Source organism: Streptomyces sp. NPDC048590, from assembly GCF_043199535.1.
GTDB lineage: Bacteria > Actinomycetota > Actinomycetes > Streptomycetales > Streptomycetaceae > Streptomyces.
Genome location: NZ_JBICWC010000003.1, coordinates 111,279 through 127,161, shown reverse-complemented (window position 1 = coordinate 127,161; position 15,883 = coordinate 111,279). Strand labels below are relative to the sequence as shown.

Here is a 15,883-nt window from a genome sequence, read left to right as displayed (position 1 = left end):
ACATCGGGGCCCGATAGGATTCGGCCCCGATGGACACCGAAGCACAGCACCTGGAGCGCGATCGCTCCTCCGGCCCCGGCACAGGGGTGGAGGAGGGGTCGCGCTCCACGCATGTCCAGGGGGAGCGGGCCGCCACGATGTCCTGGGGGCGCACGATCTTCCTGGGCATGGCCTGCACCGTGGCCCTTCTGCTCTTCAGCGCCTTCGTGCTCCAGCCCTTCCTGGTCCCGAGCGGTTCCATGCAGCCCACGCTGCGGATCGGGGACCGGGTCCTGGTCAACAAGCTGGCGTACCGTTTCGGCTCCGAGCCGGCCCGCGGCGACGTCGTCGTCTTCGACGGCACCGGTTCCTTCGTGCAGGAGACGGGGCAGGAGGGGAACGCGGTCGGGGAACTGCTGCGCGCGGCGGCGGCCTCCCTCGGACTGGCGGAACCCGCCGGCTCGGACTTCGTGAAGCGGGTGGTGGGCGTGGGGGGCGACCGGGTGGTCTGCTGCGACGACCGGAGGAGGCTCGAGGTGAACGGGACTCCGGTGACCGAGGAGTACGTACATCCGGGCGATCGTCCGTCCGACGTCGCCTTCGACATCGTGGTGCCCGCCGGCAAGCTCTGGGTCATGGGTGACCACCGCAGCAACTCACGTGACTCACGGGACCACCTGGGGCAGCCGGGAGGCGGCATGGTGCCCGTCGAGCAGGTGATCGGACGGGTCGACTGGCTCGGCTGGCCGCTCGGGAGGATCGGCTCCCTGGAGGGCACGGACGCCTTCACCGGGATACGGCCGCCGGACGCGGATCATGGGTAATCGGGGCCGCAAGCGGGGCACCCCGGACGCGCGGCCCCCGCTGCCCACCGGTTCGAGGCCGGCCTCGGGACGTTCCCTGCCCACGCGGGCGGAGCGCAGGAAGCTGGCCCGCAAGGTCAAGCGCCGCAGACGCCGGTCCGCCGTCAAGGAGATACCCCTGCTCGTCCTGGTCGCGGTGGGGATCGCCCTGGTGCTCAAGACCTTCCTGGTGCAGGCCTTCGTCATCCCCTCCGGATCCATGGAGCAGACCATCCGGATCGGTGACCGGGTGCTGGTGGACAAACTGACCCCCTGGTTCGGCTCCGAACCACGGCGTGGCGACGTCGTCGTGTTCAAGGACCCGGGCGGCTGGCTGCAGCAGGAGAACGCCGGCACCGACGACTCGCCCGCGGGCGTCAGACAGGCCAAGCAGCTCCTGACCTTCATCGGTCTGCTCCCCTCGGCGGACGAGCAGGATCTGATCAAGCGTGTGATCGCCGTCGGCGGCGACACCGTGAAGTGCTGCGGCACGGACGGCAGGATCACGGTCAACGGCACGGCGATCGACGAGCCCTATCTGAACCCCGGCGATGTGCCATCCACTCTCAAATTCGAGGTAAAGGTTCCCCAGGGCCGCATCTTCGTCATGGGGGACCACCGGTCGAATTCCGCGGACTCGCGCTTCCACCTCGACAAACCGGGAAAGGGCACGGTGTCGCAGGACGAGGTCGTCGGGCGTGCCGTGGTGATCGCCTGGCCCCTGGGCCACTGGCGCAGGCTGGAGGAACCGGAGACCTATGCCTCGGTCCCCGGCGGGAGCTCCGCACCGGCCGGTGCGGCGGCCGGGTCGAATAGTGTGTCCTACCAGGATCACAACGGAATGGTCCTGCTCCCGACCCCTGCGGAACTCCCGCTCGTTATGGGAGTGGTGGGCCTGCGCCGAATCGGGCGTGGGCGGTGGCACGGAGTGAGGAGTGGATGTGGGGGATTTGGCGGTCGGCGCACGATCCGGACACGACGAACCCGAGGACCGGCCTTCGAGCGACGGGGTCCCGGTGGAGGCGGAGAGTGACGGCGAGTCCCCGGGCGGTGGCAGTACCGCGGCCAAGAAGCCGCGATCGTTCTGGAAGGAGCTGCCGCTCCTCATCGGTATCGCGCTCATCCTCGCGCTACTGATCAAGACCTTCCTGGTGCAGGCGTTCTCGATTCCCTCGGACTCCATGCAGAACACCCTGCAGCGGGGCGACCGGGTGCTGGTCGACAAGCTGACCCCGTGGTTCGGCTCCGAACCGGAGCGCGGTGAGGTCGTCGTCTTCCACGACCCGGGCGGCTGGCTCGAGGACACGGCGACACCCGAGCCCAACGCGGTGCAGAAGTTCCTCAGCTTCATCGGGCTGATGCCGTCCGCCGAGGAGAAGGACCTGATCAAGCGGGTCATCGCCGTCGGCGGCGACACCGTCCAGTGCAAGAAGAACGGACCGGTCACGGTCAACGGCAAGGCGCTGGACGACAAGTCCTTCATCTTCGAGGGGAACAGCGCCTGTGACGACGAGCCGTTCGGGCCGATCCACGTGCCCGAAGGCCGCATCTGGGTGATGGGCGACCACCGGCAGAACTCGCTGGACTCCCGCTACCACCAGGAGCTGCCCGGCCAGGGCACGGTGTCCACGGACGAGGTCGTCGGGCGTGCGGTCGTTATCGCGTGGCCGGTCAACCGCTGGGCGACCCTGCCCGTCCCGAAGACGTTCGACCAGCCCGGACTGAACGCGGCCGCCGCTGCCGCCGTGCCCGGAGCACTCGGTGTAGCCGGAGCGCTGCCCCTCGTGTTCTGGCGTCGCCGCAGGCTGACCCGCGGGCGTACCGCCGGGTAGGGTGCCGACTCGGATCAGCGATTGTCGATCTCCGATGGGGGAGCGCTGGGATGAGTGGATCAGAACGTCATGACGGCCGCGGCCGGCTCGGCAGCATCTTGTCGAACCTGGCCGTGGCCGTCGGCTGTGTGCTCTTCCTGGGAGCGTTCGCCTGGGGCGCGGTGGTGTACAAGCCGTACACCGTGCCCACCGACTCGATGACTCCGACGGTGAACGCCGGCGACCGGATCCTGGCGGAGCGGATAGCGGGCGACGAGGTGCGGCGCGGAGACGTGGTCGTCTTCACCGACTCGGCCTGGGGCGACGTGCCCATGGTGAAGCGGGTCGTGGGCGTGGGCGGCGACAAGGTGGCCTGCTGCGACAAGGACGGACGGCTCACCGTGAACGGCAAGCCCGTCGACGAACCGTATCTGCGGGCGGCGGGCGCCTCGTCGTTCGCCACCGGCTCCTCCGCCTCGCCCCAGAACTTCACCGCCGAGGTGCCCGAGGGCCAGCTCTTCCTGCTGGGCGATCAGCGCAGCACCTCCATGGACTCCCGCGTCCACCTGGAGGACCCCGGGCACGGTTCGGTGCCGCGCGGCGCGGTCGAGGCACGGGTCGACGCGGTCGTGTGGCCCTTCGGCGGCATGATCGGCAGGCCGGACGCCTTCGCCTCCCTGCCGGGCGGGGTGTCCTCGGAAGGCCCGCTGCCGCTCCAGTTCGGCGCTCTCGTGGCCGGTGCGGTACTCATCCTCGGAGGCGCGGCCTACGGGCCCCTCGCGGCCCGCTCCGCGCGGCGCACCGGCCGGACGAAGGTGTCCGCCGGTGCTCACTGAGCCGCGCAGGGTCGCCCGTGTGGTCCTCCTGGACCCGGAGGACCGGATCCTGCTGCTGCACGGTTACGAGCCCGCGAACCCGGACGAGACCTGGTGGTTCACCCCGGGCGGTGGCCTGGAGGGCGACGAGACCAGGGAGGAGGCCGCACTGCGCGAGCTCTCCGAGGAGACCGGGATCACCGATGTGACCCTCGGTCCGCTGCTCTGGACCCGTAAGTGCTCCTTCCCGTTCGACGGGCGCCGCTGGGACCAGGACGAGTGGTACTTCCTCGCCCGGACCACATGTACGGACACCGACCAGCGGGGCCTCACCGAACTGGAGCTGCGCAGCGTCGCCGGTCTGAGGTGGTGGACCTCCACCGAACTTCTCGCCACGCGTGAGACGGTGTACCCGACCAGGCTCGCCGGGCTGCTGCGCACGTTGCTCGACGAGGGTCCCCCGAGTGTTCCGCTGGTTCTCGACCCCGAAATCGTCTAATCGGCCAGGGTCGCGTGGGGCTGACGCACAATAGGGGGACGCACGGCTGAAGGGGAACTGCCATGAGTGCCGAGGACCTCGAGAAGTACGAGACCGAGATGGAGCTGAAGCTCTACCGGGAGTACCGCGATGTCGTCGGTCTGTTCAAATACGTGATCGAGACCGAACGGCGGTTCTACCTCACCAACGACTACGAGATGCAGGTGCACTCGGTCCAGGGTGAGGTGTTCTTCGAGGTTTCCATGGCGGATGCGTGGGTCTGGGACATGTACCGGCCCGCCCGGTTCGTCAAGCAGGTCCGGGTGCTCACGTTCAAGGACGTGAATATCGAGGAGCTCAACAAGAGCGATCTCGAACTCCCGGGCGGCTGATCCCGGGCCGATCCCGGGGCTGATCCCGGGCCTTGCGTCCGATGTCCCGGTTCACTCGTCCGAGTGGCCGGGATATTCACATCCGGCCCGTTTTCCACCAAGATCCAACAGATCGGTCACTCCGCGTCACAGTCGGTGCCGGAGGTGGTGCCGATATGAACGCACGGGGGGCACTCGGGCGGTACGGCGAGGATCTGGCGGCGCGGCTGCTGGCCGACGCCGGCATGACGGTCCTGGAGCGCAACTGGCGGTGTCGCGCCGGAGAGATCGACATCGTCGCCAGGGACGGCGACGCGGTGGTGGTCTGCGAGGTGAAGACCCGCAGGGGCGGCTCGTTCGAGCATCCGATGGCAGCCGTCACGCCGGCCAAGGCGGACCGGCTGCGCAGACTCGCCGAGATCTGGCTCTGCGAGCACGGAGGGCCGCCTCCGGGAGGCGTCCGCATCGACCTGGTCGGGGTGACCCTTCCGGGGCGCGGCGCCCCCGTCGCCGAGCATGTGCGGGGCGTGGCCTGATGGGGTTCGCGCGGGCGTGCTCGGTGGCACTGGTCGGTGTCGAGGGCGTGGTGGTGGAGGTCCAGGCCGATCTGGAGCCAGGGGTGGCGGCCTTCACGCTGGTCGGCCTGCCGGACAAGAGCCTGGTGGAGAGCAGGGACAGGGTCAGGGCCGCGGTCGTCAACTCCGGGGCCGAGTGGCCGCAGAAGAAGCTCACGGTGGGCCTGTCGCCCGCCTCCGTACCGAAGAGCGGGTCGGGCTTCGACCTCGCCGTGGCGTGCGCGGTGCTCGGCGCGGCGGAGCGGATCGATCCCGCGGCCGTCGCCGACGTGGTGATGATCGGCGAGCTCGGTCTCGACGGCCGGGTGCGTCCGGTGCGCGGGATCCTGCCCGCGGTGCTCGCGGCGGCGGAGGCGGGATATCGCCAAGTGGTCGTCCCCGAGCAGACCGCGGGGGAGGCCGCCCTGGTACCGGGGATCTCCGTACTCGGCGTGCGCAGCCTCCGCCAGCTGATCGCCGTCCTCTCGGACGAGCCCGTGCCTGACGAGCCGTCCGCCGGTCCTGGAGTCCCCGACACGATGTCGGCGGGCCTCGTGGTGCCGGGAGCGGGCCTCGGTACGGGCCTGGCGCTGCCCACGTCCGGAGGCGCCGCGCACCGGCCGGACCTGGCGGATGTGGCAGGACAGGACCGGGCTCGCCAGGCCCTGGAGGTGGCTGCCGCGGGGGGCCATCACCTGATGCTCTCCGGACCCCCGGGCGCGGGGAAGACCATGCTGGCCGAGCGGCTCACGGGAATCCTGCCGCCGTTGTCGCGCCAGGAATCCCTCGAGGTGACAGCGGTGCACTCGGTCGCGGGGATCCTCCCGCCCGGTGAACCTCTGATCAGCAGGGCGCCGTACTGCGCACCTCACCATTCGGCGACCATGCAGTCGCTCGTCGGCGGGGGGAACGGGATGCCGCGGCCAGGAGCGGTTTCCCTGGCGCACCGTGGAATTCTCTTTCTGGACGAGGCGCCGGAGTTCTCCGGGCGGGCGCTCGACGCCCTGCGCCAGCCCCTGGAGTCCGGCCATGTGGTGGTCGCACGGGCGGCCGGGGTGGTCCGGCTGCCCGCCCGCTTCCTGATGGTGCTGGCCGCGAACCCCTGCCCGTGCGGCAGGCACACCCTGGCCGGCGCGGGATGCGAATGCCCGCCCTCCGCGGTCCGCCGCTACCAGGCGAGGCTCTCGGGACCGCTGCTGGACCGGGTCGACCTGCGCGTCGAGGTCGAGCCGGTGGGGCGGGCCGACCTGATCGGGGGCGGCGGTCGCGGGGAGTCCTCCGCCGTCGTGGCCGACCGGGTGAGGGAGGCGCGGGACCGGGCCGCCGAGCGGCTCGCCGGCACCCCGTGGTCCACGAACAGCGAGGTCCCGGGGCACGAGCTGCGCACGAGGCTGGTGGCGGCTCCCGGCGCGCTCATGGCGGCCGAACGCGACATGGAGCGAGGAATCCTGACGGCCCGTGGACTCGACCGGGTGCTGCGCGTGGCGTGGACCGTGGCGGATCTCAGGGCCGCCGAGCGCCCGGACGCCTCCGACATCGCGGTCGCCCTCGAGCTGCGTACCGGCATCCAGCGCGGGGTCCCCCTGAGGGCGGGGGTCGAGCGATGATCCCGGTGAGCGAAAGGGAGCAGGAGCGGCTGGCGCGCGCGGCGCTCACACGCGTGTTCGAGCCCGGCGACGAGCGTGGTGGCCGCTGGCTCCGCGAGATCGGCCCCGTCGAGCTCCTGGACCGCCTGAGCGGTACGGACGGAGCGGCCCGCACCCTGCCGGGCATGACGGAGGCCCGGCTCGCCGGGCTCCGGGTGAGGGCGTCGGGCGCCGACCCTCAGCGGGACCTCGACGCCGTGGCCGCGATCGGCGGGCGCTTCGTCTGCCCGGGGGACCGGGAGTGGCCGAGCCAGCTCGACGACCTCGGTGACGCGAGACCGATCGGGCTCTGGGTGCGCGGGCGGTCCGATATGCGCCTCTGGGCGCTGCGTTCGGTGGCCCTGGTCGGGGCCAGGGCCTGCACGCCCTACGGCGCCCACATGGCGGCCACGCTGGCCGGGGGACTGGCCGAGCGGGGGTGGGTGGTCGTCTCCGGCGGGGCGTTCGGGGTGGACGGCGCCGCCCATCGCGGTGCGCTGTCCGCGGGCGGGGCGACGATGGCGGTGCTGGCCTGCGGGGTCGACGTGGCCTACCCCCGCGGGCACGCCGAACTGATCGGGCGCATCGTCGAGCAGGGCATGGTCATGGGCGAACTGCCGCCCGCCGGCCACCCGACGCGCACCAGGTTCATCCTCAGGAACCGGGTGATCGCGGCGCTCACCAGGGGCACCGTGGTGGTGGAGGCCGAATACCGCAGTGGCTCCCTGGTCACCGCGAGGAACGCGATTCGGCTCGGCCGCTTCACCATGGGAGTTCCCGGGCCCGTGACCAGCGGCCTGTCGGCGGGGGTCCATGAACTCCTGCGCGGTGAGGGCGTCCTGGTCACCGACGCGGCCGAGATCTGCGAACTGGTGGGGGAGATCGGCGATCTCGCCCCGGCGAGGAGAGGGCCGGTCCTGCCCCGCGACCTGCTGGACGAGCAGGCGGCGCAGGTGCTCGAAGCGCTGCCCGGCGCGGGCGCCGCGCGGGTCCGTGACGTCGCCCGGTGCACAGGGCTGACGGCGGATGAAGCCCTCGGTCGGTTGTACGAACTGCACTCACTGGGGTTCGTCGAACGCGAGGGCGACGGCTGGCGGTTGACTCCGGGACGGACACGTGAAGGGGGCGTGCGGCGAGGCGGTACTTGATCCGGAGCATTCGGGTGAAATGGTGTTGTCGAAGACTTCGGCAGCCCCCGGCCATGCCTCCGGGAGTGGTGTGAGCGCTGATGGTCGCCTTCACCGTTGCCCGTCGGACGACGGGCAACGGTGAGTGATTATGAACGGATTCGTACCGCACGGTTCCCTTGTCCTGCGCGCACCGCAACACTTCAGTCACGCTACGCTCACGAGGAATCCGCCCCAGAGACACGTCCCCCAGCACTTCACGGCAGAACGGCTCAAGGCACCACATGCCCCAGCACACCTCCGGGTCTGACCGCGCGGCAGTACCACCCGCTGCGCGTGGCACTGTGCGCCCTCCCGCCCCCTCCTCGCTCGAGGAGTTGTGGCGTTCGTACAAGACCACCGGCGACGAGAGGCTGCGCGAGCAGCTGATCCTGCACTACTCGCCCCTGGTGAAGTACGTCGCGGGCCGGGTCAGTGTGGGGCTGCCGTCCAACGTGGAGCAGGCGGACTTCGTCTCGTCCGGGGTCTTCGGACTGATCGACGCCATCGAGAAGTTCGACATCGAGCGGGCCATCAAGTTCGAGACCTACGCGATCACCAGGATCCGCGGCGCGATGATCGACGAACTCCGCGCGCTGGACTGGATTCCCCGGTCGGTGCGGCAGAAGGCCCGCAACGTCGAGCGGGCCTACGCCACCCTGGAGGCCCAGCTCCGCCGTACCCCCTCGGAGACGGAGGTGGCAACGGAGATGGGCATCGCCGTCGAGGAACTGCATGCCGTTTTCAGCCAGTTGTCGCTCGCCAACGTCGTGGCACTGGAGGAGCTGCTGCACGTCGGAGGGGATGGCGGCGACCGGCTGAGCCTGATGGACACCCTCGAGGACACCGCGGCCGACAACCCGGTCGAGGTCGCCGAGGACCGGGAGCTCAGACGGCTGCTCGCCCGCGCCATCAACACGCTCCCCGAACGGGAGAAGACGGTGGTCACGCTCTACTACTACGAAGGTCTCACCCTCGCGGAGATCGGCAACGTCCTCGGCGTCACCGAGAGCCGGGTCAGTCAGATCCACACCAAGTCGGTGCTCCAGCTCCGCGCGAAACTGGCCGACGCGGGACGCTGATCCCGAGCCTTCCCGGCCGACCGGTAGCCGACGCGAACCCCCTGTCCCGGCGGTCCCGCCGTAGAGTGGGGCTGTGCCCAGGATTCGAGCGGCCTCGGTGGCCGAGCACCGGACCATGCAACGCGGCGCCCTCCTGGACGCCGCACGCTCACTGCTGTCCGAGGGCGGTACGGAGGCGCTGACCTTCCCCGCTCTCGCGGAGCGCACCGGCCTCGCCAGGTCCTCCGTATACGAGTACTTCCGGTCCCGCGCGGCCGTGGTCGAGGAGCTCTGCGCCGTCGACTTCCCGGTGTGGGCCGCCGAGGTCGAGAGCGCGATGGGGCGGGCCGGGACGCCCGAGGCGAAGATCGAGGCCTATGTGCGCCGGCAGCTCGACCTGGTGGGGGACCGTCGCCACCGAGCCGTCGTCGCCATCTCGGCGAGCGAGCTGGACGCGGGCGCGCGGGAGAAGATCCGCGCCGCGCACGGTGGTCTGATCGCCATGATCGTCGAGGCGCTGGCCGACCTGGGCCACGCCGAGCCGAGGCTGGCCGCCATGCTCCTGCAGGGCTCCGTGGACGCCGCGGTGCGCAGGATCGAGCTGGGCGCGGCGGAGGAGCCGGGCACCGTCGCCGACACCGCGGTCTCCATGGTCCTGCGCGGCGTACTCGGCGCGCGGGGCTGAGAGGGCACACCGCTCCCTTCCGGGAGCGGCACGCCGAACACCGGCAGCAGCCGGGAAGGCCCTCGCCGCAGCAGTGACGGGGGAAGCAGCGACAACGGGTTCAGATACACCTCGCCACGCCGCAGTCCCCAGTGCAGGCAGCCGGACGGGCAGTGCGACGCCTCCGCCGCCATCACCCCCACCATCCGGCCCGCGGTCACCTCGTCGCCCTCGGAGACCTCGGCCCGGACCGGTTCGTAGGTGAACCGCAGCGGTGGTTCCCCGTCCCTCCCGGTCCCCGCCACGTCCACGGAGACCACGCCCCGCCCCGCCACCCGCCCCGCGAAAGCGACCCTGCCGGAGGCCGCCGCCCGCACCACGGTCCCCGGGGGAGCGGCGAGGTCGACGCCCCGGTGACCGGGACCGTACGGCCCGGCCGGCGGCTCCCATCCCCGTACGACGAGCGGCCGCCCCGCGACCGGCCACGCCCGCCCGTCGTCCGGCGCCTCGCGCATCCCGTCGGCGGCGGCCCGCGCGGCACCGGCGGACGGGGCGGCCGCGGCGCCACCCGTCAGGAGGGTGAGCAGGGCAGCCGGCAGCACGCAGACGAGGAGCACCCGTGCCACGTACGGCGCCGCTGCCGGATCCGCCCGACGCGACGGCCGGACGCCGCGCGGTGGCGTACGAGACGCGCGGACGCCCGGCGGTGCTGTGCGCGGTGCCGTGCGACGTGGCCCCGGGGCGGGGGGTGCGGAGGAGGCCGGGGTGGTGGTGACCGACGGCTCGGCGGCCGAGGGTGTCGCTGCCGTGGGTGACGTGGGTGACGTGGGAGCCGGTGCGGCGGGCGGGGCGCAGAGGCATGTGGCAGCGGGGCGGCGTAAGGCGGCGAGGCGTGCGGCGGCAGGGCGTGAAACGGCGAGGCGTAGGGCAGTGGTCACATCCGGTGCAGGGCTCATGACCGAACGTTCTCCCGTGTCCGGCTCGCGCGGGGATCATGGTCCGGATCTGTGGACGAGCGAGTGGTTGTGGACATCGCCGTCACCCGGCACCCGGCGGGTCCCGTACACTTCTTCTGGCGATCCGGGTCACCGGGTCGACTTCGCACGCCCCGCCACCTCCCTCTTCGCGGACGGTGGCCGCGCTCCTCGGTCCTCTGTGGCACGGCGCGTCGGGGCGTCAGGCGCGACAGCAATCCTGCGGTCGCGGGAACCGAGAACACCAAGGAGTACGGCCATGGCCGTCGTCACGATGCGGGAGCTGCTGGAAAGCGGCGTCCACTTCGGTCACCAGACCCGTCGCTGGAACCCGAAGATGAAGCGCTTCATCTTCACCGAGCGCAACGGCATCTACATCATCGACCTGCTCCAGTCGCTGTCGTACATCGACCGCGCCTACGAGTTCGTCAAGGAGACCGTCGCGCACGGCGGCTCCATCATGTTCGTGGGTACGAAGAAGCAGGCCCAGGAGGCCATCGCCGAGCAGGCGACGCGCGTCGGCATGCCGTACGTCAACCAGCGTTGGCTCGGTGGCATGCTCACCAACTTCTCCACCGTCTACAAGCGCCTTCAGCGTCTGAAGGAGCTCGAGCTCATCGACTTCGAGGACGTGGCCGCCTCCGGCCTCACCAAGAAGGAGCTCCTGGTCCTCTCGCGCGAGAAGGCCAAGCTGGAGAAGACCCTCGGTGGTATCCGCGAGATGCAGAAGGTGCCGAGCGCCGTCTGGATCGTCGACACCAAGAAGGAGCACATCGCCGTCGGTGAGGCGCGCAAGCTCCACATCCCGGTCGTCGCGATCCTCGACACCAACTGCGACCCCGACGAGGTCGACTACAAGATTCCGGGCAACGACGACGCGATCCGCTCCGTCACCCTGCTCACCCGCGTGATCGCCGACGCCGTCGCCGAGGGCCTCATCGCCCGTTCCGGTGCCGCCACGGGCGACTCGAAGCCGGGCGAGAAGGCCGCCGGCGAGCCCCTCGCCGAGTGGGAGCGCGACCTGCTCGAGGGCGACAAGAAGGCCGACGAGGCCCAGTCCTCCGCCGAGACCGAGAAGGCCGCCGACGCCGAGCCGGCCGCTGCCGCCGCCGAGCAGGCCGAGGCCGCTGCCGAGGCTCCGGCCTCGGACGCCGAGCAGGCCTGACCCGTCAGTCACGGCTGAATGACGGCGGGGGCCGGTGCACTGGCACCGCCCCCGCCGTTCACCCGTAGATCTTTCAGACTTCGAGAGAGAAACAGACTCATGGCGAACTACACCGCCGCTGACGTCAAGAAGCTCCGCGAGCTCACCGGCGCCGGCATGATGGACTGCAAGAAGGCCCTCGACGAGGCCGACGGCAACGTCGACGGCGCCGTCGAGGCGCTCCGCATCAAGGGCCAGAAGGGCGTCGCCAAGCGCGAGGGCCGTTCGGCCGAGAACGGCGCCGTCGTCTCCCTCGTCTCCGAGGACAAGACGTCCGGTGTCCTGCTCGAGCTGAAGTGCGAGACGGACTTCGTCGCCAAGGGTGACAAGTTCCAGGCCGTCGCCAACACGCTCGCCGCCCACGTCGCCGCCACCTCCCCGGCCGACCTCGAGGCGCTCCTGGCCTCGGAGATCGAGTCCGGCAAGACCGTGCAGGCGTACGTCGACGAGGCCAACGCCAACCTCGGCGAGAAGATCGTCCTGGACCGCTTCGCGCAGTTCTCGGGCGCCTTCGTCCACGTCTACATGCACCGCACCATGCCCGACCTGCCCCCGCAGATCGGTGTCATGGTCGAGCTGGACAAGGCCGAGGCCGACCTGGCCAAGGGCCTCGCGCAGCACATCGCCGCCTTCGCCCCGAAGTACCTGTCCCGCGAGGACGTCCCGGCCGAGGTCGTCGAGGCCGAGCGCCGCGTCGCCGAGGAGACCACGCGCGCCGAGGGCAAGCCCGAGGCCGCCCTCCCGAAGATCGTCGAGGGTCGTGTCAACGGCTTCTTCAAGGAGGCCACCCTCCTCGGCCAGCCGTACGCGCTGGACAACAAGAAGTCCGTTCAGAAGGTCCTGGACGAGGCCGGTGTCACCCTGAAGCGCTTCACGCGTATCAAGGTCGGCATCTGAGTCCGTCCGCGAACAACGGTGGACCCCGATAGGGTCTAGTGCAGTCGACGGCCGCACTCATGCCGGACGACCGCAGATCTGACGAGGAGGCCATTGCCGCTGAGGGACACCAGACCCACCGGCAATGGCCTTCTTCGTATGTGCACGAGGAGAATTTCCATGGAAAAGGGCGCGGACGCCACACAGGGTGACCACAAGCGCGACGACGGCACGATTTCCGGGCGCTTCATGCTGAAGCTGTCCGGCGAGGCCTTCGCCGGCGGAGGCGGCCTCGGTGTCGACCCCGACGTCGTGCACGCCATCGCCCGCGAGATCGCCGCGGTCGTACGCGACGGCGCCGAGATCGCCGTCGTCATCGGCGGCGGCAACTTCTTCCGTGGCGCCGAGCTCCAGCAGCGCGGCATGGACCGGGCGCGGTCCGACTACATGGGCATGCTCGGTACGGTCATGAACTGCCTGGCGCTGCAGGACTTCCTGGAGAAGGAAGGCATCGACTCACGCGTCCAGACCGCCATCACCATGGGCCAGGTCGCGGAGCCGTACATCCCGCTCCGTGCCGTGCGGCACCTGGAGAAGGGCCGAGTCGTGATCTTCGGCGCCGGTATGGGAATGCCGTACTTCTCCACCGACACGACCGCGGCGCAGCGCGCCCTGGAGATCGACGCCCAGGCGCTGCTGATGGGCAAGAACGGGGTGGACGGGGTCTACGACTCCGACCCGAAGACCAACCCCGGCGCGGTGAAGTTCGACGCTCTGGAGTACGGCGAGGTGATCGCCCGGGACCTCAAGGTCGCCGACGCCACCGCCATCACCCTCTGCCGTGACAACCAGCTGCCGATCCTCGTCTTCGAGCTGACCGCGGAGGGCAATATCGCCCGTGCGGTCAAGGGTGAGAAGATCGGCACGCTGGTGAGCGACGAGAGCACCCGGGCCTGACAGCCCGAAAGATGGACAACGGCCTGCCGGTCGGACACCGTGCAGGTGAGGACGCGACGCAGGATCCGACGATGCCGGGTCCGCTCAAGACACGCAGGAGCACGTGGTGATCGAAGAAATCCTCCTCGAGGCCGAGGAGAAGATGGAGAAGGCCGTCGTGGTCGCGAAAGAGGACTTCGCGGCGATCCGTACCGGCCGCGCGCACCCGGCGATGTTCAACAAGATCGTCGCGGACTACTACGGCGCGCTGACCCCGATCAACCAGCTCGCCTCGTTCTCGGTCCCGGAGCCCCGGATGGCCGTGGTGACCCCGTTCGACAAGACCGCGCTGCGCAACATCGAGCAGGCGATCCGCGACTCCGACCTCGGCGTCAACCCGAGCAACGACGGCAACATCATCCGCGTGACGTTCCCCGAGCTCACGCAGGACCGCCGCAAGGAGTACATCAAGGTCGCCAAGACCAAGGCCGAGGACTCCAAGATCTCGATCCGCTCCATCCGCCGCAAGGCCAAGGAGTCGCTCGACAAGCTCGTCAAGGACAAGGAGTCCGGCGAGGACGAGGTCCGCCGCGCGGAGAAGGAGCTCGACGACACCACCGCGAAGTACGTCGCGCAGGTGGACGAGCTGCTCAAGCACAAGGAAGCCGAGCTGCTCGAAGTCTGATGAACGACTCTTCCTGGGGCGCCCCGCAGGGAGCCGGATACCGGAGCGCGCCCGAGATGGGCGCCGCCCCGGCGGGTCCCGCCTACGATGTGCACGCCGCCCAGCAGACTCGGCCCATGCCCATCGTGCCGGACGTTCCCGACGCAGGTAGAGACGCAGACGACCGCGACGACCGGAACGGGGACGCCGCGCGCGTCAGCGGCCCCCTGTTCCGTGACGAGAAGCCGCAGGAGCCCATGTCCACCCCGATGCCGTCCCCGCCGCAGAAGAAGCGCGCGGGGCGTGACCTGCGTGCCGCCATAGGGGTCGGTGTCGGTCTCGGTGCCCTGGTCGTCGGCGGTCTCTTCATCGTGAAGGCCGTCTTCGTCGGCGTCGTCGTGCTCGCGGTGGTGGTCGGCCTCTGGGAGCTCACATCCCGGCTCAAGGAGCGCAAGGGCATCAATGCCCCGCTCGTGCCGCTCGCCGTCGGCGGCGCCGCGATGGTGGTCGCGGGCTATGTGAGGGAGGCCGAAGGCGCGTGGGTCGCCATGGCGCTCACCGCACTCGCCGTACTCGTATGGCGGATGACCGAGCCTCCCGAGGGATACCTCAAGGACGTCACGGCGGGTGTCTTCGCCGTGTTCTACGTGCCGTTCCTGGCCACCTTCGTCGCCATGATGCTCACCGCGGACGACGGCGCGTGGCGGGTCCTCACCTTCCTGCTGCTCACCGTGGTCAGTGACACCGGTGCGTATGCCGTCGGCTGGCGCTTCGGGACGCACAAGCTGGCCCCGCGCATCAGCCCCGGGAAGACCCGCGAGGGTCTGCTCGGAGCCGTCGGTTTCGCGATGGTGGCCGGCGCCCTGTGCATGGAGTTCCTGATCGACGACGGGACCTGGTGGCAGGGGCTGCTGATGGGCCTCGCGGTCGCGGCCAGCGCCACGCTGGGGGATCTCGGCGAGTCCATGATCAAGCGGGATCTCGGCATCAAGGACATGGGCACCCTGCTGCCCGGGCACGGCGGAATCATGGACCGGCTCGACTCGCTCCTGCCGAGCGCCCCGGTCGTCTGGCTGCTGCTGGTGCTGTTCGTGGGATCGGGCTGAGTCCACCCGTACGTTGTGGCCGTGGGGGCCGTCGCGCGGAAGCGACGGCCCCCACAGCTGTGTCGCGTGGCACTGCGGGGTGCTCCACCGGGACGGTGAACGGCGCGGCGCGGGGTACCCGGAGAGCGACGGCGTCATCGTGTCGAGTCCCTGGAGGTGGGTGGCCGTGCGCACCCTGAAGGCCGTGCTCGACCGCAGTCTGACCGCACAGGCCATAGTGATCTTCGTCTTGGGCGTCGGGGTCTACGCCCTGATACGGCGCGACACGAGCCCCGTCCTGTGGGTGGTACAGAGCGCTCTCATCACCGCCATGGCCGTCGGAGCCATCGCCGTGCAGCGCCGGAGAGCCGGCCGCGCGGCCGGCACCGACGCGCGTGGGATCGCCGAGCTCAACCGGAAGATACGGCACCGTGACGTGCCCCGGGACCCGCGGGAGCGGGCAGCCATGGGCCGACTGGTCGCCGAGCAGTTGGGCAGGATGGAGCGCGGCGGCCGCTGGCTGCCGTACTGGCTGGGGTGCATGGGCCTGATCGCGGTGGGCCTGCTGGTCCTGGGTATCACCACCGGTTCGCTGGTCTACCCGCTGGTCTTCGCCGTGGGGACGGTGGCGTTCTGCTGCTGGGTGATGTGGATGCGCCGGCGCGCCATGGAACTCCACCGCCACATGCGCGCGGCCCTGGAGGGGCAGGGCTGACAGTCAGCGGGTCCGCCCGTGTGATCCGTCACGGCCCCGGGGCCGTGTCCGGGCCGCAGTGGC

General features: G+C 70.4%; 17 protein-coding genes and 1 pseudogene. 17 read left to right on the top strand and 1 reads right to left on the bottom strand.

The window, feature by feature from the left end:
* Nucleotides 1–29 precede the first annotated feature (29 nt).
* The 11 genes from lepB (ACGFNN_RS08845) (at nucleotide 30) to ACGFNN_RS08795 (ending at nucleotide 9,387) form a co-directional block, all read left to right on the top strand.
* Nucleotides 30–803: a signal peptidase I gene (gene lepB, locus ACGFNN_RS08845; RefSeq protein WP_393554174.1), complete on the top strand. Its 774-nt coding sequence runs from the start codon at nucleotides 30–32 to the stop codon at nucleotides 801–803.
* Entirely contained in the window at nucleotides 796–1,854 is a 1,059-nt protein-coding gene (gene lepB, locus ACGFNN_RS08840; protein WP_362666194.1) for a signal peptidase I, read from the top strand. Before lepB (ACGFNN_RS08845) ends, lepB (ACGFNN_RS08840) begins: the two co-directional genes overlap by 8 nt.
* Complete coding sequence (gene lepB, locus ACGFNN_RS08835) at nucleotides 1,772–2,653, top strand: signal peptidase I (protein WP_393555087.1); 882 nt, start codon at nucleotides 1,772–1,774, stop codon at nucleotides 2,651–2,653. The genes lepB (ACGFNN_RS08840) and lepB (ACGFNN_RS08835) overlap by 83 nt, the downstream gene beginning before the upstream one ends.
* Before the next feature lie 50 nt (nucleotides 2,654–2,703).
* The gene (gene lepB, locus ACGFNN_RS08830) at nucleotides 2,704–3,468 is read left to right on the top strand and encodes a signal peptidase I (protein WP_393554173.1); all 765 of its coding nucleotides are present in this window, start codon (nucleotides 2,704–2,706) and stop codon (nucleotides 3,466–3,468) included.
* Nucleotides 3,458–3,946 carry an NUDIX hydrolase gene (locus ACGFNN_RS08825; protein WP_393554171.1) on the top strand — a complete coding sequence of 163 codons (489 nt, stop codon included), beginning with the start codon at nucleotides 3,458–3,460 and terminating at the stop codon, nucleotides 3,944–3,946. The genes lepB (ACGFNN_RS08830) and ACGFNN_RS08825 overlap by 11 nt, the downstream gene beginning before the upstream one ends.
* A 62-nt stretch (nucleotides 3,947–4,008) precedes the next feature.
* A complete protein-coding gene (locus tag ACGFNN_RS08820) occupies nucleotides 4,009–4,317 on the top strand; it encodes a DUF2469 domain-containing protein (protein ID WP_003965949.1) in 309 nt (102 codons plus the stop codon).
* Nucleotides 4,318–4,472: 155 nt separating this feature from the next.
* Complete coding sequence (locus tag ACGFNN_RS08815; RefSeq protein ID WP_393554169.1) at nucleotides 4,473–4,832, top strand: YraN family protein; 360 nt, start codon at nucleotides 4,473–4,475, stop codon at nucleotides 4,830–4,832.
* A complete protein-coding gene (locus ACGFNN_RS08810) occupies nucleotides 4,832–6,457 on the top strand; it encodes a YifB family Mg chelatase-like AAA ATPase (RefSeq protein WP_393554168.1) in 1,626 nt (541 codons plus the stop codon). The genes ACGFNN_RS08815 and ACGFNN_RS08810 overlap by 1 nt, the downstream gene beginning before the upstream one ends.
* On the top strand, nucleotides 6,454–7,623 hold the full coding sequence (gene dprA / locus ACGFNN_RS08805) for a DNA-processing protein DprA (protein WP_393554166.1): 1,170 nt from the start codon (nucleotides 6,454–6,456) through the stop codon (nucleotides 7,621–7,623). Before ACGFNN_RS08810 ends, dprA begins: the two co-directional genes overlap by 4 nt.
* A gap of 263 nt (nucleotides 7,624–7,886) precedes the next feature.
* Nucleotides 7,887–8,723, top strand: coding sequence for an RNA polymerase sigma factor WhiG (whiG, locus tag ACGFNN_RS08800; protein WP_393554164.1), 837 nt, complete (start codon nucleotides 7,887–7,889; stop codon nucleotides 8,721–8,723).
* A gap of 97 nt (nucleotides 8,724–8,820) precedes the next feature.
* Complete coding sequence (locus ACGFNN_RS08795) at nucleotides 8,821–9,387, top strand: TetR/AcrR family transcriptional regulator (protein WP_393555085.1); 567 nt, start codon at nucleotides 8,821–8,823, stop codon at nucleotides 9,385–9,387.
* Nucleotides 9,388–9,542: 155 nt separating this feature from the next.
* Here ACGFNN_RS08795 and ACGFNN_RS08790 read toward each other — a convergent pair.
* Nucleotides 9,543–9,881 (bottom strand): annotated as a pseudogene (locus ACGFNN_RS08790) (peptidoglycan DD-metalloendopeptidase family protein); the annotation flags it as partial.
* Between the two features lie 718 nt (nucleotides 9,882–10,599).
* Between ACGFNN_RS08790 and rpsB the strand changes: the two are divergent.
* From rpsB to ACGFNN_RS08760, 6 genes are all read left to right on the top strand, one after another.
* Complete coding sequence (gene rpsB / locus ACGFNN_RS08785) at nucleotides 10,600–11,505, top strand: 30S ribosomal protein S2 (protein WP_362555089.1); 906 nt, start codon at nucleotides 10,600–10,602, stop codon at nucleotides 11,503–11,505.
* Nucleotides 11,506–11,604: 99 nt separating this feature from the next.
* On the top strand, nucleotides 11,605–12,441 hold the full coding sequence (tsf, locus tag ACGFNN_RS08780) for a translation elongation factor Ts (protein WP_393554162.1): 837 nt from the start codon (nucleotides 11,605–11,607) through the stop codon (nucleotides 12,439–12,441).
* A 159-nt stretch (nucleotides 12,442–12,600) separates the two neighbouring features.
* A complete protein-coding gene (gene pyrH, locus ACGFNN_RS08775; RefSeq protein ID WP_362555085.1) occupies nucleotides 12,601–13,377 on the top strand; it encodes a UMP kinase in 777 nt (258 codons plus the stop codon).
* A gap of 106 nt (nucleotides 13,378–13,483) precedes the next feature.
* Nucleotides 13,484–14,041 (top strand): ribosome recycling factor, encoded by a 558-nt coding sequence (frr, locus tag ACGFNN_RS08770; protein WP_031100531.1) that lies wholly within the window; start codon nucleotides 13,484–13,486, stop codon nucleotides 14,039–14,041.
* Nucleotides 14,041–15,126, top strand: a complete 1,086-nt coding sequence (locus tag ACGFNN_RS08765) for a phosphatidate cytidylyltransferase (RefSeq protein WP_393554159.1) — start codon at nucleotides 14,041–14,043, stop codon at nucleotides 15,124–15,126. The genes frr and ACGFNN_RS08765 overlap by 1 nt, the downstream gene beginning before the upstream one ends.
* A gap of 166 nt (nucleotides 15,127–15,292) precedes the next feature.
* Nucleotides 15,293–15,820 carry a hypothetical protein gene (locus ACGFNN_RS08760; protein ID WP_393554157.1) on the top strand — a complete coding sequence of 176 codons (528 nt, stop codon included), beginning with the start codon at nucleotides 15,293–15,295 and terminating at the stop codon, nucleotides 15,818–15,820.
* Nucleotides 15,821–15,883: the final 63 nt, after the last annotated feature.